At 50.7% G+C, this 19960-nt stretch carries 20 protein-coding genes; all 20 read left to right on the top strand.

The window, feature by feature from the left end:
• Window positions 1-10 precede the first annotated feature (10 nt).
• The 20 genes from AC50X8_RS15590 (at window position 11) to AC50X8_RS15685 (ending at window position 19950) form a co-directional block, all read left to right on the top strand.
• The gene (locus AC50X8_RS15590; protein WP_056028806.1) at window positions 11-727 is read left to right on the top strand and encodes a demethylmenaquinone methyltransferase; all 717 of its coding nucleotides are present in this window, start codon (window positions 11-13) and stop codon (window positions 725-727) included.
• Window positions 724-1599, top strand: a complete 876-nt coding sequence (locus AC50X8_RS15595; protein ID WP_056028804.1) for a UbiA-like polyprenyltransferase — start codon at window positions 724-726, stop codon at window positions 1597-1599. Before AC50X8_RS15590 ends, AC50X8_RS15595 begins: the two co-directional genes overlap by 4 nt.
• Window positions 1593-2228 (top strand): UbiX family flavin prenyltransferase, encoded by a 636-nt coding sequence (locus tag AC50X8_RS15600; RefSeq protein WP_494880272.1) that lies wholly within the window; start codon window positions 1593-1595, stop codon window positions 2226-2228. Before AC50X8_RS15595 ends, AC50X8_RS15600 begins: the two co-directional genes overlap by 7 nt.
• Window positions 2218-3072 carry a menaquinone biosynthesis protein gene (locus tag AC50X8_RS15605; protein ID WP_494880274.1) on the top strand — a complete coding sequence of 285 codons (855 nt, stop codon included), beginning with the start codon at window positions 2218-2220 and terminating at the stop codon, window positions 3070-3072. The genes AC50X8_RS15600 and AC50X8_RS15605 overlap by 11 nt, the downstream gene beginning before the upstream one ends.
• 8 nt (window positions 3073-3080) lie before the next feature.
• Window positions 3081-4055 (top strand): polyprenyl synthetase family protein, encoded by a 975-nt coding sequence (locus tag AC50X8_RS15610; protein WP_056028798.1) that lies wholly within the window; start codon window positions 3081-3083, stop codon window positions 4053-4055.
• Between the two features lie 27 nt (window positions 4056-4082).
• Complete coding sequence (ndk, locus tag AC50X8_RS15615) at window positions 4083-4526, top strand: nucleoside-diphosphate kinase (RefSeq protein ID WP_430156383.1); 444 nt, start codon at window positions 4083-4085, stop codon at window positions 4524-4526.
• 33 nt (window positions 4527-4559) lie between these two features.
• Window positions 4560-5345 carry a CheR family methyltransferase gene (locus tag AC50X8_RS15620; protein WP_056028794.1) on the top strand — a complete coding sequence of 262 codons (786 nt, stop codon included), beginning with the start codon at window positions 4560-4562 and terminating at the stop codon, window positions 5343-5345.
• Between the two features lie 66 nt (window positions 5346-5411).
• Window positions 5412-5579: a hypothetical protein gene (locus tag AC50X8_RS15625; RefSeq protein ID WP_150131589.1), complete on the top strand. Its 168-nt coding sequence runs from the start codon at window positions 5412-5414 to the stop codon at window positions 5577-5579.
• A 368-nt stretch (window positions 5580-5947) separates the two neighbouring features.
• Window positions 5948-7117 carry a chorismate synthase gene (aroC, locus tag AC50X8_RS15630; RefSeq protein WP_056028792.1) on the top strand — a complete coding sequence of 390 codons (1170 nt, stop codon included), beginning with the start codon at window positions 5948-5950 and terminating at the stop codon, window positions 7115-7117.
• Window positions 7118-7120: 3 nt separating this feature from the next.
• Window positions 7121-8218 carry a 3-dehydroquinate synthase gene (aroB, locus tag AC50X8_RS15635; RefSeq protein ID WP_494880277.1) on the top strand — a complete coding sequence of 366 codons (1098 nt, stop codon included), beginning with the start codon at window positions 7121-7123 and terminating at the stop codon, window positions 8216-8218.
• A 1-nt stretch (window position 8219) separates the two neighbouring features.
• Entirely contained in the window at window positions 8220-8588 is a 369-nt protein-coding gene (gene aroH / locus AC50X8_RS15640; RefSeq protein WP_056028788.1) for a chorismate mutase, read from the top strand.
• A 407-nt stretch (window positions 8589-8995) separates the two neighbouring features.
• The gene (trpE, locus tag AC50X8_RS15645; protein WP_056028786.1) at window positions 8996-10588 is read left to right on the top strand and encodes an anthranilate synthase component I; all 1593 of its coding nucleotides are present in this window, start codon (window positions 8996-8998) and stop codon (window positions 10586-10588) included.
• The gene (trpD, locus tag AC50X8_RS15650) at window positions 10585-11640 is read left to right on the top strand and encodes an anthranilate phosphoribosyltransferase (RefSeq protein WP_056028784.1); all 1056 of its coding nucleotides are present in this window, start codon (window positions 10585-10587) and stop codon (window positions 11638-11640) included. Before trpE ends, trpD begins: the two co-directional genes overlap by 4 nt.
• A complete protein-coding gene (trpC, locus tag AC50X8_RS15655) occupies window positions 11627-12421 on the top strand; it encodes an indole-3-glycerol phosphate synthase TrpC (RefSeq protein WP_494880280.1) in 795 nt (264 codons plus the stop codon). The genes trpD and trpC overlap by 14 nt, the downstream gene beginning before the upstream one ends.
• Window positions 12421-13155 carry a phosphoribosylanthranilate isomerase gene (locus tag AC50X8_RS15660; RefSeq protein WP_063892456.1) on the top strand — a complete coding sequence of 245 codons (735 nt, stop codon included), beginning with the start codon at window positions 12421-12423 and terminating at the stop codon, window positions 13153-13155. Before trpC ends, AC50X8_RS15660 begins: the two co-directional genes overlap by 1 nt.
• Window positions 13152-14357 (top strand): tryptophan synthase subunit beta, encoded by a 1206-nt coding sequence (gene trpB / locus AC50X8_RS15665; RefSeq protein ID WP_056028780.1) that lies wholly within the window; start codon window positions 13152-13154, stop codon window positions 14355-14357. The genes AC50X8_RS15660 and trpB overlap by 4 nt, the downstream gene beginning before the upstream one ends.
• Entirely contained in the window at window positions 14344-15150 is an 807-nt protein-coding gene (gene trpA, locus AC50X8_RS15670; protein ID WP_056028778.1) for a tryptophan synthase subunit alpha, read from the top strand. Before trpB ends, trpA begins: the two co-directional genes overlap by 14 nt.
• 370 nt (window positions 15151-15520) lie before the next feature.
• Window positions 15521-16156 carry a TetR/AcrR family transcriptional regulator gene (locus AC50X8_RS15675; protein ID WP_056028776.1) on the top strand — a complete coding sequence of 212 codons (636 nt, stop codon included), beginning with the start codon at window positions 15521-15523 and terminating at the stop codon, window positions 16154-16156.
• A 178-nt stretch (window positions 16157-16334) separates the two neighbouring features.
• Window positions 16335-17633 carry an MFS transporter gene (locus tag AC50X8_RS15680; RefSeq protein ID WP_056028774.1) on the top strand — a complete coding sequence of 433 codons (1299 nt, stop codon included), beginning with the start codon at window positions 16335-16337 and terminating at the stop codon, window positions 17631-17633.
• The gene (locus tag AC50X8_RS15685) at window positions 17599-19950 is read left to right on the top strand and encodes an FtsX-like permease family protein (protein WP_494880284.1); all 2352 of its coding nucleotides are present in this window, start codon (window positions 17599-17601) and stop codon (window positions 19948-19950) included. The genes AC50X8_RS15680 and AC50X8_RS15685 overlap by 35 nt, the downstream gene beginning before the upstream one ends.
• Window positions 19951-19960: the final 10 nt, after the last annotated feature.

A 19960-nucleotide genomic window follows, 5' to 3' on the forward strand; every position in this document is an offset into this window, starting at 1 on the left:
CCTTAGACGAATGGATGCAAACTCCAAGGGGCATGTACACGCTGTATTTGAAAACATTGCTCCCAAATATGATTTAATGAATGACCTGCTAAGCTTTCGGCGTCATAAGGCATGGCGGAAATTCACCATGCGCAAAATGAATGTACAGCGTGGCCAGACTGCGCTTGACTTGTGCTGCGGCACCTGTGACTGGACAATATCACTAGCTCAGGCCAGCGGGAGCGGGGCAATCAGTGGCCTTGATTTCAGCCAAAATATGCTGAATGTCGGCCACGAGAAAGTGAAGCAGCTGTCGCTCGACAAGCAAATTACGCTCGTGCAGGGCAATGCGATGCAATTGCCTTATGAGGATAATTCGTTTGATTATGTAACGATTGGCTTCGGCCTGCGCAACGTACCCGACTATTTGCAGGTGCTTAAGGAAATGCACCGCGTCGTGAAGCCGGGTGGACAGGTCGTATGCTTGGAGCTTTCAAAGCCGGGCTGGCAGCCATTCAAGGCCTTATATTATTTATATTTTGAACGGATTTTGCCAATGATCGGCAAGCTGGTAGCCAAGCGATTCCAAGAATACAAATGGCTGCCGGACTCATTAAAGCTTTTTCCTGACCTAAAGCAGCTGTCCGCCTTGTTTGAAGAAGCAGGGCTCGAGCAGGTAAAAGGCTACCCGCTGACTGGAGGCATTGCTGCGCTGCATATAGGCATAAAGGAGAAGAAGCCAACATGATTCGCAAAATACGCATTATTCTTGAAATGATCAAATTTGAGCATACGATATTTGCGCTTCCCTTCGCCTTTATGGGAGCGATTCTGGGCGCTGTTGTTATGGAGCAGCGTCTTCCTTCTTGGGCGGAAATCGGCTGGGTTACATTAGCCATGGTTGGCGCGCGAAGCGCTGCGATGTGCCTCAATCGACTCATTGATGCGGCGATCGATCTGCGCAACCCCCGCACCAGCAACCGCGCCATTCCGGCAGGCTTGCTGAAGTCAGCGGAGGTGCTTTTGTTTACGATTGTATCCTTCGTCCTATTGTTTATTGCTGCGGCCAATCTGGCTCCGCTTGCGATGAAGCTGCTTCCAATTGCTGTCGTATTACTGGTGCTCTACTCTTATACGAAGCGTTTCACTTGGTTGTGCCATGTTTTTCTCGGTTTGACGATCGGGCTGTCGCCACTTGGCGGCTGGGTAGCTGTTACGGGCGGTTTTAACACGGCAGCATGGGTTTTCTATGTGACGATTGCGCTGTGGATTGCCGGTTTCGATATCGTCTATGCAACGCAGGATTACGAGTTTGACCGCAAGGAAGGCTTAAACTCCATTCCTGCCCGGTTTGGCGTAGCGAAGGCGCTGTGGATTGCCCGCAGTTTCCATATAGTGACGGCAGTCGGTTTTATTACGTTATTTATTTTGACAAATTTGAGCTGGGTTTATTTGCTTGGAACGCTGCTTGCCATCGTTATGCTGTTCTATCAGCACTGGCTGGTGCGTCCAAACGATCTTTCCCGCGTTCAGCTTTCGTTTTTCGGAATGAATGGCACATTAAGCGTCGTTCTGTTTTTGTTTGCCATTGTTGATTTGATGGTATTGCACAAATGGTAGGGGGCGGAACTGCTGGCGCGGCAGGCAGATGGGTTGTCGGCATTACCGGGGCGAGCGGCTCGATCTACGGCATTCGGCTGGCAGAGGAACTGCTTAAAACAGGCTTTGACGTCCATCTTGTGGTGACCGAGGCTGGCTGGCGAGTGCTTAAGGAAGAGCTGGGCTGGATGACGAGCCGCAGACAAGCTGCTGTCGAGCTGCATTTTGCAGAGGCAGTGCAGGCGAAGCGGCTTGTTTTGCATCCGAATTCAGATATCGGGGCAAGCATTGCCAGCGGCTCTTTCCGGGTACAGGGAATGGTCGTTGCGCCATGCTCCATGGGGACGCTTGCATCCATCGCTCACGGCATATCCGATGATTTGCTATCGAGGGCAGCGGACGTGATGCTGAAGGAAGGACGCAAGCTGCTTCTGCTGCCTCGGGAGACACCGCTGCATGCTATTCATCTGGAAAACATGCTGAAGCTTGCAAAGCTGGGCGTAACGATTGTTCCAGCAATGCCAGCCTTTTATTATAAGCCGCAGTCGATGGAAGACATGATTGATTTTCTGGTTGGCAAATTATTAGACTGCATGGGAATTGAGCATGCTTTGTTTACAAGATGGGGGGATGGGCCTGATGCTGACTAAAGACAGCTTGCCCCTAATGATTGGAGAAATTGATTACGCGAATGCATGGCCGCTCTTTGTTGGCCTTGATCAGCGTCTTGACGCTTCTGAGCTGGGGCTGTGCTCCCGCATTCCGGCAGAGCTGAACCGCAAGCTGCGCGAAGGAGAGCTTCAGGCTTCGGCTGTCTCATCCTATGCTTACGGCTTAAACAGCAAAGACTATTTGCTGCTGCCGGAGCTATGTGTAGGATCGGAAGGCCGGGTTAATTCGGTGCTGCTGTTCCTTAAGCAGCCGATTGAGCAAGTGCGTCCACAGCGAATTGCGGTAACAACCGCTTCAGCCACTTCCGTCAATTTGCTCAAAATTGTGATGAAGCTTTATTACGATCTTGATGCGGAATATATCGCTGCTGAACCGGTGCTTGATCAGATGCTTGAGAATGCGGATGGGGCGCTCATCATTGGTGACCCAGCTATTCATGCCTCGTGGAGAAGTGAAGAGCTGCACATCATCGATCTTGGCGAGCTATGGCATCGCTGGACGGGCCTCGGCATGACCTTCGCGGTTGTGGCGGTTCATAAGGAGGCGGCAGCTGCCTTTCCTCGGGAAATCCATGAGCTGCATCAGGCGATGCTTGCGACTAAGCGCCACAATCTTGCCGACTTGTCACCACTTGTGGACAAGGCTTGTGAGGAGCTTGGCGGCGAACGCGCGTATTGGCTGAACTATTTTACATGTCTGCAATATGATTTCGGACAGAAGCTGCGCGAGGGACTGGCGCTGTATTTCCGTTATGCGACACAATTAGGTCTGCTGGACCATGAGGTTCAGCTGGCGTTCTACGAAGACAATTCTGCCGAATAGGTGAAAGAATGAAACTATTAGATATGTACGCAAAATTAAAAGGCGATATAACGCAAATAGAGAAGGAGCTTGAACGCAGCGTCACTTTCGAGCATAAGCTGCTCAGCGAGGCATCCCTTCATCTGCTCAAGGCAGGCGGCAAAAGGCTGCGTCCTGTTTTTGTGCTGCTTGCCGGCAAGTTTGGGCGCTACAATCTGGAGGTCATGAAAAAAATCGCCGTGCCTCTTGAACTGATCCATATGGCCTCGCTTGTTCATGACGATGTGATTGATGACGCAGCTACCAGACGCGGCCAGCCTACCGTCAAGGCTAAATGGGATAATCGGGTTGCGATGTATACCGGAGATTATATTTTCGGAAGAGCGCTCGTTATCGCTACGGAACTCGGCAACCCGCAAATTCATCAGGTGCTGTCCAAAGCAATTGTGCAAATGGGCATTGGCGAAATGGAGCAAATCCGTTATTTTTTCAATACGGACCAAACCATCCGCCATTATTTGCTGCGCATCAGGCGCAAAACCGCATTGCTCATTGCAGTAAGCTGTCAGCTTGGAGCGATTGCAGCCGATGGGGATAGAGAGACGGCTAACCGGCTTTATGAATATGGCTACAATGTAGGAATGGCGTTTCAAATTCGCGATGATCTGCTTGATTTGTTCGGAACCGAGAAGCAGATCGGCAAGCCGCCAGGCTCTGACATTAGACAGGGCAACATTACATTGCCCGTTATTTTGGCATTGCAGGATGAGGCGACCCGTGAGCGGCTGCTTGTGGAAATCGCCCGTATTCGCGAGCACAATGGCAATGTGGATACGCGAGAAGCGATCGATTTGATCAAAAATAGCAAGGGCATTCATGTCGCTGAGCAGCTTGCTGCAAAGTATGTAGAGAAAGCGCTCGCTGCCTTGAAGGATTTGCCATCCCTTCCGGCGAAGAAGAACTTATCCGATATCGCACATTTTGTCGGCAAACGCAATTATTAATCACGATGCGAAAAGGAGCTGCTACTAGTGGAAAGAACTTTTTTAATGATTAAGCCTGACGGTGTTCAACGTGGCCTCATTGGAGAAATTATGTCTCGCTTTGAGCGTAAAGGGCTTCAATTGGTTGCAGCCAAGTTTATGACCGTAAGTAGCGATCTGGCACAAAAGCATTACGAGGAGCATGAAGGCAAGCCTTTTTATGAGCCGCTTCTGGCGTTCATTACGTCTGGCCCCGTGTTTGCGATGGTGTGGCAAGGCGATAACGTCATTGCGCTAACCCGCGCTTTAATTGGCAAGACGAATGCAGTGGATGCGCTTCCAGGTACCATTCGTTCTGATTTTGCTGTACATACGAATTATAATTTGATTCATGGCTCCGATTCTCCCGAAAATGCCGTGCGGGAAATTTCCATTTTCTTCACTCCTGAACAGCTTGTGGAATACGAACAAACGATGCAGCGCTGGGTTTAGCCAGCTGCAATACAAACGGAGGCTGAAGGCTTAATGACGGACGATCGGGATTTTGCAACGTTTATCCAGAAGATGAGAGATAAGACCAACATTGATTTATCGCAATATAAGGAAGCGCAAATGAAACGCAGGCTCACGACGCTGCGCATGAAGCATGGATTCCAGACATTCGATGAATACTGGAGAAAGCTGGAGAATGACCGTACTTTGATGAATGAATTTCTCGACCGGATGACGATTAACGTCTCGGAGTTTTGGCGTAACCCGAACCGGTGGGAAGTGCTGAAAAATCAGTTTTTTCCTGAAATGCTGAAAAACAACAGCCGGTTGAAAATTTGGAGCGCGGCATGTTCGACGGGCGAGGAGCCTTATACGCTGGCGATGATTTTGACGGAGATTGGTGCCATTGGCAAATCGTCGATTTTGGCGACGGATCTTGATAATATCGTGCTGCAGAAGGCGCAGGAGGGCATTTATTTAGAGCGTTCGCTTAAGGATGTGCCGCCAGCGTTCCGTCAAAAATATTTTGCTCCAGATCATGGAGCTTTTGCCGTCTCGAACGATTTGAAAAAATCGATCCAATTCAAGCAGCAAAATATGCTCCATGATACGTTTGACAGCGGATTCGACCTCATTGTGTGCCGCAATGTTATGATTTATTTTACCGAGGATGCGAAGCGCATTTTGTACCACAAGTTTGCAAAAGCTTTGAAGCCGGGCGGCATTTTGTTCGTCGGCAGCACGGAGCAGATTTTTTCGCCAGCCCAGTATGGCTTTGATACGGCGGATACGTTCTTTTACAGAAAAACGAGCAATTAATGTATATCGTCTTCCTTGTTCTCCTATACTAGTGGTAGTCAACACCATTTGGAGGCGGAACGAAAGATGGATAAACGCAAAGTGATTCAAGCCTATAAGCTTGGCATTATATCGATTCAGGAGTGCGCGCAGATTTTGGGACTGGACAGCGGGCAATTGCCTGGATTATTGAAAGCCCAACAATTCGCTTCCGACTATGCGGATTCGCAGAGCAAGCGCACGGTGAATAGCTAAGGGAAGGCCCATAGAAGGCCATCGTTTGAAAAAGAGCAGGATCAGGTGCCATACCAGGCATTTGATCCTGCTCTTTTTAAACATATTAGGAAAGGATATGATTTTTCGATCCTTTCTCTATATTCCACCCTCGAAACGGTAGCTTTGCCGCCAGAGGACGGCGACAGCCGTTTACGCTTGAGATAAAAATGGCGTTTGAGCGCGGATTGGCGGTGCGCATTTCTTGTCAAACCCGCAAGGCTGTACTATAATGAGCAAAGATGTTTAGGGTAGCTGATGATAGCATGCGCCTAATAATCGGCCAAATGCGCACGCTTGCAGCGCCCCAGGCCATATTAGGTTGTTTGCGTTGAAGGAGGAGCTTTAGGTTGAGTTTACGTTATTTGACAGCGGGGGAAACACATGGTCCCCAATTGACCGCCATTATTGAGGGTCTTCCTAGCAATTTAACTATTGATTTTGAGGAAATTAATTTTCAGCTTCACCGTCGCCAGAAAGGCCATGGCCGGGGTCGTCGCATGCAAATTGAGAAGGATACGGCGAACATTGTCGGCGGCGTTCGTCATGGTCGGACGACTGGCGCTCCTGTAGCGCTAATCGTTGAGAACAATGACTGGAAGCATTGGACGAGCGTAATGAACATCGCCCCGATTGAAGGCGGAGATGAAGAGAAGCGCCGGGTACACCGTCCGCGTCCTGGGCATGCGGATTTGAACGGCGGTTTGAAATATAATTTGAAGGATCTTCGCAACGTACTGGAGCGCTCCAGTGCCCGCGAGACAGCAGCACGCGTAGCGGTAGGCGCGGTTGCACGCCAGCTTCTTGCTGAATTCGGCATTAAAGTGGGCGGACAGGTTATCCGTATTGGCGAAATCGAAGCGCCGGCGAACCAATTGCCGCTGGATGAGCTTATTCGCATTACGGAAGAATCGCCTGTACGCGTTGTTGATAAAGAAACCGAAGAAAAAATGACCGCGTACATTGACCAAATTAAAGCCGAAGGCGATTCTATCGGCGGCGTAGTCGAGTGCATTATTGAAGGCGTGCCAATTGGGCTTGGAAGCCATGTGCAATGGGACCGCAAGCTGGATGCGCGCATCGCGGGCGCTGTCGTTTCGATTAATGCCTTCAAAGGCTGTGAAATCGGCATTGGTTTTGAAGCAGCGAAGCTGCGCGGCTCGCAGGTGCATGACGAGATTTTGTACACAGCGCAGGAAGGTTATACGAGAGCGACGAACCGTCTGGGCGGATTCGAGGGCGGTATGACCAATGGCGAGCAAATCGTCGTCCGCGGCGTAATGAAGCCGATTCCAACGCTTTACAAGCCGCTTCGCAGCGTGGACATTGACACGAAGGAGCCGTTCACGGCGCAAGTCGAACGTTCCGATAGCTGTGCAGTTCCGGCAGCGAGCGTTGTGATGGAGCATGTTGTGGCTTTTGAAGTAGCGAAAGCATTTCTGGAGAAGTTCGGCGGCGATTCCATTGAGGAAATCCGCTCGAACCTGAATCAATACCTTGAGCAAATAGGCAGGTACTAAAGGATGAGAGAGCTAACGGTTGATTTAGGCGAACGCTCTTATCCGATCTATATTGGGGAGGGTCTCCTGCAGGAGGCTCCCTCTTTTTTCGAAAAGCACGGCATTAGCAAAAAATCGCCGCTGCTGATCATCTCCGATGACAAAGTGGCACCCCATTATTTGGAGCCGCTTGCAAACACGCTAAGCGCAGCGGGCTTCCAGCCGTCGACAGCAATCGTTCCGTCAGGTGAAAGCTCGAAGTCTTTAGCGATGCTGGAAGATTTGGTCACGCATGCGCTTAAGGCAGGGCTTGACCGCAAATCGGCGATCGTAGCCCTTGGCGGCGGCGTAGTTGGCGATTTGGCTGGATTCGTAGCAGCGTCTTATATGCGCGGCGTGAAGTTTATTCAAATTCCGACGACGATTTTGGCGCATGACAGCAGCGTTGGCGGCAAAGTGGCAGTCAATCACCCGCTGGCGAAAAATATTATCGGCGCTTTCCATCAACCGGAAATGGTGCTGTATGATCTTAATACGCTTCAGACGCTGCCGCCGCGCGACGTTCGTGCAGGCTTGTCAGAAGTGGTCAAACACGGCTTCATCTGGGACGACGCTTTCGTGCAGTGGTGCGATGAAAACTCCGAGCGTCTGCTGGCGCTTGATCAAGAAGCACTCGGCTATGCCTTGTATAAGGGCTGCAGTGTAAAAGCGGCAGTCGTATCCAAGGATGAGCGCGAAAATGACCTGCGTGCGATTTTGAATTTGGGCCATACGATTGGTCATGCGCTGGAGGCTGTAGCTGGCTATGGCGAGCTGCTTCATGGCGAGGCGATTTCGATAGGCATGATTGGCTCGGCCAAGCTAGGACTGCGTTATGGAGCGCCTGAGGACGTCTATACAACAACGAAACGAGTGCTTGCTAAATGCGGGCTTCCGGTGAAGCTGCCGGAGCACTTTGACGTGGACGCGATTATGGATGCGATGATGCATGACAAAAAGTTCAGCGAAAGCACAATGATTTTCGTGGTTCCGACGGCGATCGGCAAAGTGGAAATCAAGAAGGATGTACCGGCGTCATGGGTTCGGGAAATCGTGGAGGAATTGAAACAGGAGGCCGAGTAATATGAGCGTTAGGGGAATTCGCGGGGCAATTACCGTTGATACAAACGAGAAAGAGCCTATTTTAAAAGCAACACTTGAAATGCTGCATGCCATTGTCGCAGACAATGACGTTCAGCCTGACGATATTTGCAGCGTATTTATTACGGTGACGAATGATTTGGACGATGCTTTTCCGGCCGTGGCTATTCGCCAAATGAGCGGGTGGGAGCTTGTTCCACTGATGTGCGCGCTAGAAGTGCCCGTCAAGGGAAGCCTTGCTCGCTGCATTAGGCTGATGGTTACTGTAAATACGGACAAAACGCAAGCCGAGATTAAACATGTGTACTTGGGAGGAGCCCAAGTGCTTCGTCCAGATTTATCGCAATCCTAATCTAATTGACGATCAGGCACAAGATGTTGTATATTGGATGAAGTGAATGAGACTAGTTGAGTAGCAAGTGAGCAGGTTTTAGTTGAAATTAGATGAGCAGAGCAGAGACGAGCATAGCCAAGTTACGAATATAAAGACTATAGAGCAGAGTGCGTGATGATGAAATATAGATGATGTATAAGTTTAGCGCTTATAATCATATTCTATTTCGTTGCGGGAAGAGCCTATCCATCTTTTCAGATGGCGACAGCTGTTTTCCATTGCGTATGTTTGTACAAGATGCTGCTATAGGTTTATTTGTTGGCTAGCCTTTACTTTTTTGTCCTCATCTTAAATCAACGCCCCTGCCTTGGCAGGGGCTTTTTATTTTGAATGTGACTACACATATCGAGAAGGGGGACGTAACGATGAATAGTGAATTACAGCAAGTGGTCAAGCTCTCTGAGGAATACAATCTCATTCCAATCGTTCGTTATATGATGGCGGATACGGAGACGCCGATTCGGCTGTTTCAGCATTTTGCCAAGGAAAAGCATGCATTTCTGCTTGAAAGTGTAGAGGGCGGCGTGAAATGGGCGCGGTATTCGTTCATTGGAACCGATCCGTTTATGATGCTGTACGGCAAAAACGGCGAAATGATTTTTGAGAAAAATGGTGAAAAAATCAGCTTCGACGATAAGCCGCTAAGCTTGCTGAAGGATCATCTTCGTTACTATCGCAGTCCGGCGATGTCCCATCTTCCACCATTTACGGGCGGGGCTATCGGATTTTTCGGCTATGATTTGCTGCAATATTATGAGAAGCTCCCACCCCACCGCATTGATGATTTGGAAATGAATGATTTGCAGTTTATGTTCTGCGATCAGGTCATCGTCTTCGACCACTTCAAGCAGCAGCTGCAAATTATCGGCAATGTGCATGTGCCGAAGGAGACGACGCAGACGGGCATTGTTCAGTCTTACGGCGTCGAGGAGGCATACAACGCAGCAGTTGCCAAAATCGAAGCGACGGTCGAGCGCCTGCAGCAGCAGGTGAAAATTCCGGTGCCAATCGGTGCTGGCGTGCCGACGATGCCCGAGGTTGGCGATGTGCAGTCCAATTTGACGAAGGAGCAGTTCATTGCCAATGTCGACAAAGCGAAGGAGTATATTCGCGCCGGCGATATTTTCCAGGTGGTGCTGTCCCAGCGCTTCAGCATTGAGACGGATGTTGATCCGCTGCATGTGTACCGCGTATTGCGCACGATGAACCCTTCACCATACATGTATTATTTGAAAATGGGTGAAGAGGTGATCGTTGGAACGTCGCCGGAGGCGCTCGTTAAAGTAGATGGCAGCAAGGTGGAAACCCGTCCAATTGCCGGAACGCGCCCTCGCGGCAAAACGCCGGAGGAGGATCTTGCGCTGGAGCAGGATTTGCTGGCAGACGAGAAGGAGCGCGCGGAGCATCTGATGCTCGTCGACTTAGGCCGCAACGACATCGGCCGTGTATCCGAGTTCGGCTCGGTGAAATGCGATTCCTTCATGGAAATCGAGCGTTATTCCCACGTTATGCATATCGTCTCGAATGTGACGGGCAAGCTGCGGGAGGACAAAGATTTTTACGATGCGTTCCTCTCCTGTCTCCCTGCCGGAACCGTATCCGGCGCACCGAAGCTGCGGGCGATGGAAATTATTGCGGAGCTTGAAAATGAAGCTCGCGGCGCCTACGCTGGAGCCATTGGTTACTTAGGCTTTGGCGGTACGCTCGACACCTGCATCACGATTCGCACGATCATTTTCAAAAATGGCAAAGCCTACGTGCAGAGCGGGGCAGGCATCGTCTGGGATTCTGTTCCGGAAAGCGAATATACCGAAACGGTGAATAAAGCGAAAGCGCTGCTGACGGCCATTCGGGCCGCTGAGCAGCTGTTCGGCAAGCCTGGAGACGCTCGCGACCAGAGCTTCAATGCCATCAATAGCGATTATTACATTAAAGCAGGGGAGGGTTTCGTACAATGACAAACAGCCTAACACCGATTACGATGCAAAGCGCGTTAACCAAATTAATCGGCAGCGAGCATTTGTCACGGGAAGAAGCCCGCTCCGTCATGGATATTATTATGAGCGGAGAAGCGACGCCAGTTCAAATTGCAGGCGTCGTGACCGCGCTGCGCATGAAAGGCGAGACGAAGGACGAAATTACAGGCTTCGCCCAGGCGATGCGTGCGCATTCGAGCCATGTGCAGACCGAGCAGGAAGGGCTGCTTGATACGTGCGGCACAGGCGGCTCCGGCATTCATAAGTTCAATATTTCAACGTCATCGGCAATTATTGCGGCTGCGGCTGGCATTCGCGTAGCCAAGCATGGCAATCGCGCAATGTCCGGCAAAGCTGGAAGCGCTGATGTGCTGGAGGCGCTGGGCGTCCAAATTACGCTTACCCCTGAGCAAGCGGAGGAATGCTTGCAGCAAGTGGGCATCTGCTTCATGTTCGCGCAGCTGTACCATCCATCGCTTCGCCATGCTTCTGTTCCGCGTAAAGAGCTGGGCATCCGCACGATTTTTAATATGCTGGGCCCGCTAACGAATCCTGCTGGTGCTGATCGCCAGCTAATCGGCTTGTATGATTATAAGAAAACGGACACCGTCGCTTCGGTGCTGGCAGAGCTTGGCGTCAAACGCGCGATGGTCGTCAGCAGCAATGACGGGCTGGACGAAATCAGCATTTCGGCGCCGACTAGAGTCTCGGAGCTGCGAAGTGGCGAGGTTCGCACGTATGAAATTACGCCGGAGGAACTGGGCTTGACCCGCTATCCGATCAGCGAGGTGCTGGGCGGTGATCCTGCGGCCAATGCGGCGATTATTCGCGGCATATTCAGCGGCGAGCAGCGCGGTGCTTATCGCGATATCGTGCTTGCGAATGCAGGGGCTTGCATTTATGTGGGCGGAGCTGCTGCGAGCTTGACAGATGGTGTTAAAATTGCGGCGGATATGATTGATTCCGGATTAGCCGAGCAAAAGCTGCTGGGCCTGATTCAAACGACAGGAGAGCTGACCCATGTTTTTGGATAAAATCGTAGTAACGAAGCGCGAAGAGGTAGAAGCGTTGTCCGCCACTTTCCAATTAGCGGAATATGAGCGGACGATTGCCGAGCTTGCTCCGTGCCGCGGCTTTGAGCGCGCATTGACTGCGGGCCGCAAGCGCACGGTTGGACTCATTGCCGAGGTGAAAAAAGCTTCGCCGTCTAAAGGTCTGATTCGCCCTGAATTTCATCCGGCGGAACTGGCAGCTGCATATGAGCAGGCCGGCGCGGATTGTATTTCTGTGCTGACGGACCAGCAATATTTTCAAGGGGCCAATGCGTATTTGACGCTCGTGAAGGATACGGTCGGCATTCCGCTGCTTCGCAAGGACTTCATTATTGATTACCGCCAAGTGTATGAGGCGAGAGTCATTGGCGCGGATGCGATTTTGCTCATTGCGGCGATATTGACGAAGCAGCAAATGGCGGAGCTGTATGATACGGCAACGGCGCTTGGCATGGATGTGCTGGTCGAGGTGCATAACCGCGAGGAGCTGGAGACGGTGCTTGATCTGAATAAAGCGACGCTTATCGGGGTGAACAATCGCGATCTGAAAAGCTTTGTCACCGATTTGCGTACGACGGAGCAGCTGATCGGCCTGATGCCGCAAGGTGTGACCGTTATTAGCGAGAGCGGCATTGCTGGCCCGGCAGATATGGATTATTTGCAAGGCGTTGGTGCGCAGGGCGTTCTCATTGGCGAACATTTTATGCGCCAACCCGATGCTGGCCAGGCTATTATCGATCTGATGGGGCCGGTGAGCCGCTAGTGCAGACGCAGACGACACCTCGGATCAAAATTTGCGGCCTGAAGATTGCCGAGACGATTCAGCAAATGGACGGGCTGCCGTTCCATGACATTGGATTTGTATTTGCACCTAGCAAGCGTCAAGTGCTGCCTGCGCAAGCAGCGGAGCTGATTGAGGCTGTACACGCCTTGAAGGCGGCAGATGGGCAGCGTCCCCAAACCGTCGGCGTATTCGTAAATCCTGAGCTGGAGGAACTGCGCGAGACGCTCGCTATCGCTCCGCTTGATGTGGTGCAGCTGCATGGCAGCGAAACGCCTGCTTTTTGCCAAACGGTGCGTGAGCAATTTGCGGTGAAGGTGTGGAAGGTATTTTCTATACGCAATGAAACGGTTGTTCAGTCTGAGGAGGACACAGGCACGGGAGCCGACAAGGGTACGGGCGATCATGCTAGTGCGAATGAGGCAGCAGCCCGCCTTGCTCCATATAGCGGCAAAGTTGATGCTGTGCTGATCGACACGGCCGGGGGCGGAACGGGCAAAGCGTTCAACTGGCAAGTTATTGATGACTACCAGGCTGCGGCAGCGCAGCTGAATGTGCCACTTTATGTAGCGGGCGGTCTGAACCCGGACAATGTACATGAATTGTTAGCTGCGCATGCTCCCAGTGGCCTTGATGTGTCCAGCGGAGTAGAGACGGACGGCGTTAAAGATATCGAGAAAATTAGATTATTCGTCAGAAAGGTGATGCAACGATGAACCGAGTACCGGATGAAAATGGTCGTTTCGGCAAGTTTGGCGGCCGTTATGTTCCCGAGACGTTGATGAACGCACTGCTTGAGCTGGAGGAAGCGTACAACCACTATTCCAAGGATGAATCATTCCAAGAGGAAATCCGCAATCTACTGCATAAATATTCGGGAAGACCTACATCGCTCTATTATGCAGAGCGCCTGAGCGAGCAGCTTGGCGGCGCTAAAATTTATTTGAAGCGCGAGGATTTGAACCATACGGGCGCCCACAAAATCAACAACACAATTGGTCAGGGCGTCCTGGCGAAGCGCATGGGCAAAACGAAAATTATTGCTGAAACGGGCGCAGGCCAGCACGGCGTTGCTTCGGCAACGATTGCAGCTTTGCTTGGACTGGAATGCAAAGTATTTATGGGCGAGGAAGATATGAAGCGCCAGCAGCTCAACGTATTCCGCATGCAGCTGCTTGGGGCGGAAGTCGTGCCCGTTCTTTCGGGAACGCGCACGCTTAAGGATGCCTGTAATGAAACGCTCCGCTACTGGGTTAGCCATGTAGACGATACGTATTATATTTTGGGTTCGGCGACAGGGCCGCATCCATATCCGATGATCGTCCGCGATTTTCAGCGGATTATCGGTGACGAATCGCGCAAGCAAATTGTGGCAGAAGAAGGACGTCTGCCGGATTATGTAGTAGCAGCGGTTGGCGGCGGCAGCAATGCGATCGGTATTTTCTACCCGTTCATTGAAGATGCGGATGTGCGTTTAATTGGTGTAGAAGCAGCGGGACGTGGAGTAGAGACAGAGGAGCATGCGGCTACAATGACGAAAGGCCGCCATGGCGTATTCCAAGGCTCGCTGAGCTATGTGCTGCAGGATGATAACGGACAAGTGCTGCCTGCGCATTCGATTTCGGCTGGTCTTGACTATCCGGGCATTGGCCCTGAGCATTCCTATTTGAAGGATTCGGGCCGTGCGGAATATTTCCCGATTACCGATGACGAGGCGATGGATGCCTTGCAATTGCTGTCGCGGACAGAAGGCATCATTCCGGCGCTTGAGTCGGCACATGCGATTGCCCAGACGGTCAAGCTGGCTCCAACGCTTGCTAAAGATAAAATTATCGTTGTCAGCCTGTCGGGACGCGGCGATAAAGATGTAGAGACGATTATGAGCAAGCTGGGAGGCGCAGTCGATGAATCTCATTGATACGGTATTTGCAAAGCTACGGGAGGAGAAGCGTACCGCGCTGATCCCTTTTTTAACAGTGGGCGATCCTGACTTGAACACGTCGCTGGCCATTATTAAGCAGCTAGAGGAGTCTGGCGCCGATCTAATCGAGCTGGGCGTTCCTTATTCTGATCCGCTTGCCGATGGTCCCGTTATTCAACGGGCATCCGAGCGTGCTTTGAGAAGCAGCATTACGCTGCGCGACTGCATTGAAGCTGCGGCGCAAGCGCGCGAAGCTGGCGTGAAGCTGCCATTCATTTTATTTACTTATTTCAATCCGGTGCTCCAATTCGGTCTGGAAGCTTTTATGGAGCTGGTCAAAAATAAAGAAATCAGCGGTCTAATCATTCCCGACCTGCCGATCGAAGAGGATGCCGAGGTTCGCCAGTTGGCGGAAGCGGCAGGCATTCATCTCATTCCGCTCGTAGCTCCGACCTCCAAGGATCGCGTCGTACGTATTTCGCAAAAAGCTAAAGGCTTCGTGTATTGCGTCTCCTCGCTGGGCGTAACGGGCGTGCGGGCTGAATTCCACAGTGGGATCGACGATTTCCTCGCTACCGTGCGGGAAGCGACCGATCTGCCGATCGCAGTTGGCTTCGGCATTTCGAGCCGCGAGCAAGTAGAGCGTTTCTCCAAGCAATGCGACGGGGTTGTCGTTGGCAGCGCGATCGTACGCAAAATTGAAGAATCCATTCCGCTGCTCGAAGAGGAGAGCACTCGCGCAGCAGGCTTGAAGCAGATCGGCGAGTTTGTAGCCGCGCTGAAAGGCTAGGGCATACTTAACCTCTTATCGGGAGGCATAGTTTAAGAGGTGCAGAATACGAACGTATTCTGCATCTCTTTTTTTAAATATAGGAAAGGATATGAATGTTCTCATCCTTTCTCTATACGTATCGCCAAAACGATGGCGTCTAATAGAAAGGATGCCGCCAGGCGTTTTTCTTAAAATATAAGAAATTATAAGTTTCACTCTTATAATCGGCTTATATTCCACCCTCGAAACGGAAGCTTTGCCGCCAGAGGACGGCGAAAGCCGTTTACGCTTGTGTCATCTCAAAAATAACATTGATTATGCTCAAAAAATGGCATATACTACACATAGACCGACCGACGGTCTATAGAAGGGAGCGACTAAGCGGACGATGCGTATACTGAAAGACCCGGAAGAGCGCAAAAATGAAATTTTAGATACAGCAGAAATGCTTTTTTATACGAAGGGCTACAATAAAACGACGATCAATGACATCCTTCAGGAGATTGGCATTGCGAAGGGGACGTTTTATTATTACTTTAAATCCAAAGAGGAAGTTATGGATGCGATCATTATGCGGATCGTCGCAGCGGATGTTGCCGCTGCAAGGGGGATAGCCTCTAACCCGGAGCTGCCGACCTTGGTCAAATTATTTCAAATTTTGATGGCTCAGAAGCCTAAGCATGGTGACCGTAAGGAACAGCTGCTGGAGCAATTCCATCAGGTCGGCAATGCAGAAATGCATCAGAAAAGCCTCGTGCAGACAATTATTCACTTGACGCCAGTGTTAACAGCAGTCATTGAGCAAGGCATAGAGGAGCATATTTTTCAAACCGAATTTCCACAGGAGACAGTGGAATTTTTAATCGTATCCTCCACTTTTCTGTTCGATGAAGGTTTATTCGAATGGCAGCCTGCGGAAATCATCCAGAAGGCGAAAGCTTTTATTCATGTGATGGAAACGACGCTAGGCGCGAAAAAAGGCAGCTTTGATTTTATATATGAAATGCTGACGAACGGGGAATGACCTGATTTTTTGCCGCACCCGAGTCCCACCTTGCAGGTGAGCTGTTAGCGTGCCCAGTATTCCGAAACCGTCAAATGGCGGGGGACGTTTGGATGCTGGCTTATTTTTTCGAACTTTATAGACTGACGGTCAGTCTATAATGCGAATCCATTTATTTTTCCTAAGGAGGAGCTGAAAAATGATACAAAATAACGTAAAAAGGGTGCCGTTCACGCGAAGCTTTCAGCTGCTTATTTTAGGGCAAATGATTTCCATTCTGGGCAGCGCGCTGCTGCGCTTTGGGCTGTCGCTGTATGCGCTAGACCTTACAGGGCGAGCAGATATTTATGGGACTCTTTATGCGGTGTCCAGCATCCCGCTGCTGCTGTCGCCAATTGGCGGGGCCATCGCTGACCGCTTCAATCGCCGTAATTTAATCGTTCTATTCGATTTTGGAGGCGGCATCGTCGTTCTGGGCTTTATGCTCCTATTGGCAGCAGGGGACGCGCCTGTTGTTGTTATTGGTATTGTGATGGTGCTGCTTTCACTGATCAGCGCGATGTACCAGCCTGCTGTGCAGGCGAGCATCCCGCAGCTGGTGCAGGAGAGCCAGCTGGAGCAGGCCAATGGAATGGTGAATGGCATCGGCGCTTTGGCCCAAATGGCTGCCCCGGTGCTTGGCGGCATTCTGTATGGTGTTCTTGGCCTGCACACATTGATGATCGGAAGCGGTATCGCTTTTTTGCTGTCAGCTCTCATGCAGCTATTTATTAAAATCCCGTTTGTGAAACGCGAGCAGAAGGGAAATATCGTCGCAACGCTTGCAGCCGATATGAAAGCAGGGATGGCCTATGTAGTCCAGCGGCGCCCGATCTTGAAAGCGATGGTATTAGCGGCGCTGCTCAATTTTATTTTAACGCCGTTTTTCGTTGTGGGCGGGCCGATTATTTTGCGGGTTACGATGCAAAGCAGCGATACGCTTTACGGAGTTGGCATGGGCATTGTGGAATGCAGCACGATTTTGGGCGCACTGACGATTGGCTTTTTCGCGAGAAAAATGCAAATGAGCACCTTATACCGGTGGCTGCTCGTCATAGCCGCATGGCTGCTGCCAATGTCATTGTCGCTGACGCCATGGATGCTGGGGCTCGGCTATTATCCCGCTTATATGCTGTTTATGGCAAGCGTTGTTCCCATCGCGATGGCGTTGACGATGATTTCAATTTTTGTGCTGACCCGGGTGCAAAAGCAGACACCTAATGAGCTGCTTGGCAAGGTGATGGCCATTATTATGGCGGTTGCCCAAATAGCAGCTCCTGTTGGGCAAATCGTATACGGAGAGCTGTTTGAAATATTCAGCTTACAGGTGTATATTCCTGCCCTGCTTATGTTCGCAGCCCTGCTTTTAACAGCTTGGCTGACAAAGAGGTTTTATCAAAATCAAATAGGGGAGGAAGAGCAAGATGCTAGGAACGATGTGGAGAAAAGATATCGCTAACAATAAGCTGATTACCGCTATTTTATTTATATTTATTATGATTTCCTCGCTGCTCGTGGCAAGCAGTGCAAGCATGCTGCTGGAGCTGTTCCGTTCGGTGGATGACTGGTTTGAGAAAGCGGCTGTCCCCCATTTTGTCCAAATGCATGCCGGGGAAATCGACCAGCGGGAAATAGAGGCTTTTGCAAACGGCAGTAAGCTAGTGAAGGATCAGCAAACGGTCGAAATGATTTCTATTGAGCCGGCTCATGTTTATTTTGGCGCGAGTGGTGAGTCAGAGGCAGGCAGCGTCATGGAAATGAGCATTGTAAAGCAAAATAAAGCGTTTGATTTTTTACTTGATTTAACCAATAACAGGCTGGATGTGCTTCCAGGCGAAATAGCGGTGCCGATTTATTTTAAGCAGCAGCAGGGACTGGAAATCGGGGATACGATGCGGATTGCCAAAGGTTCCTTTAGCATGACTTTTACGATAGCGGATTTTGTTAGGGATGCCCAGATGAATCCGTCTATTGTCAGCTCGAAGCGTATCGTTGTGAGCGATTCGGATTGGGAGACGCTTAAGGGCTACTTTGCCGAAAAAGAATATTTGATCGAATTTCTGCTGCATGATGGGGAGCGAACTAGCGAATTTGAACAGCTTTATCAATCATCTGGACTTCCCCACCAAGGACCCGCCATTACATCCGCCCAATTTCGGCTATTGAATGCGCTGACCGACGGCGTTGCGGCCGTTGTTATTCTTTTAGCCAGCTTACTGCTGATTGCGATCGCCTTTCTCTGCCTGCGGTTCACGATGCTTGCTGCGATGGAGGAGGATTTTTATGAGATTGGCGTTATGAAGGCGATTGGGATGGCTGGAGAGCATATCCGCCGGCTATATTTAATGAAATATCGGATGATCGCTTTGCTGGCTAGTTTGGCAGGGTATGTGCTGTCCCTATTTACAGAGCGGGCTTTCATAGCGAATCGGAGCCTATATATGGGCACAGCTGAAAAAAATGCGCTTAGCTACACCGTCCCCTTGCTGGGAGCGGTCTGTATTTTTCTACTAGTGATGATGTTCTGCCGCTTCGTTTTGCGGAGATTTAAGCGAATATCGGCCGTTGAAGCTCTGCGTTCAGGTAGCATTCCGTCCAAAGGAGGGATGTCAGGACTGTTGAAGCTCCATCGCAGCCGGGTTATCCCTGTCCATCTATTTGTCGGCATGCAGGATGTGTTCGTCCGGATTAGAACCTTCGGCTTGCTGGGCCTCGTGTTTACGCTTTGTTTCTTCCTTATCATTGTGCCGGCAAATTTTTTGAATACGATGAAATCGCCTGATTTTATAACATATATGGGAGCCGGGAGGAGTGATATTCAAATCGATATGCGGCAGACAAGCGACGCAGCGCAGCGGTACAACGATATGCTCGCCTATATACAAAACGACAGCGATGTAGAAAAGTATTCGCCGCTCGTAACGAGCTCTTATAAGCTGCGCAGCGAGGATGGCGTCTATGAAAATGTGAGCGTGCAAACGGGCGATTTTTCGCTGTTCCCGCTAGCCTATTTAAGCGGGGCTGCGCCTGCTCAAAATGATGAAATGGCTCTTTCTTATCTCCATGCGAAGGAGCGCGGCAAGCAGCTTGGCGACACGCTAACGCTCCTCGCAGCCGGGAAAGAACGAGAGCTGAAGATTACGGGCATTTATCAGGATGTGACCAATGGCGGCAAGACGGCGAAGGCGCTGCTGCCTTACGAAGCACAGTCCGTTCTCTGGTACATGGTCAGCCTGAATGTAAAGCCGGGCGTGGCCATTGGTGAGAAAACAGCGGAATACGCAGCGGCCTTTCATCCGGCAAAGGTGACGCTTATGGAAGATTATTTGTCCCAGACGTTAAGCTCCACCATAAGCCAGCTGCAAAAAATAACGGTGCTCACCTCGACAGCAGCTCTCGTGATCGCGATACTGATTACCGCCTTATTTTTCAACATGCTAATCGTGAAAGACGCTTCCGACATCGTCATTATGAGAAGCCTTGGATTTTCCTTGAAACAGATCAGACTGCAATACATCATCCGCTCGCTGGTCGTATTACTGGCGGGAATGGTGTTAGGCACCGCAGCAGCGGCAACCCTTGGGCAGGGTGCAGTCAGCGTGCTGATGTCCTTTATGGGCGCAGCCCGCGTTGCGTTTGTCGTAAATCCGCTTGTGGCTTACATATGGATTCCGCTGGCACTTATCGTTGTCGTAATTATAACGACGTTATTCAGCAGTTTAGCTGTAACGGGAGCTGGCAAAGGCGCTGGCGCAGCAAAATCATTTTCGAAATGAGGGCATTGTG

Source organism: Paenibacillus sp. JT22N15 (assembly GCF_059383755.1).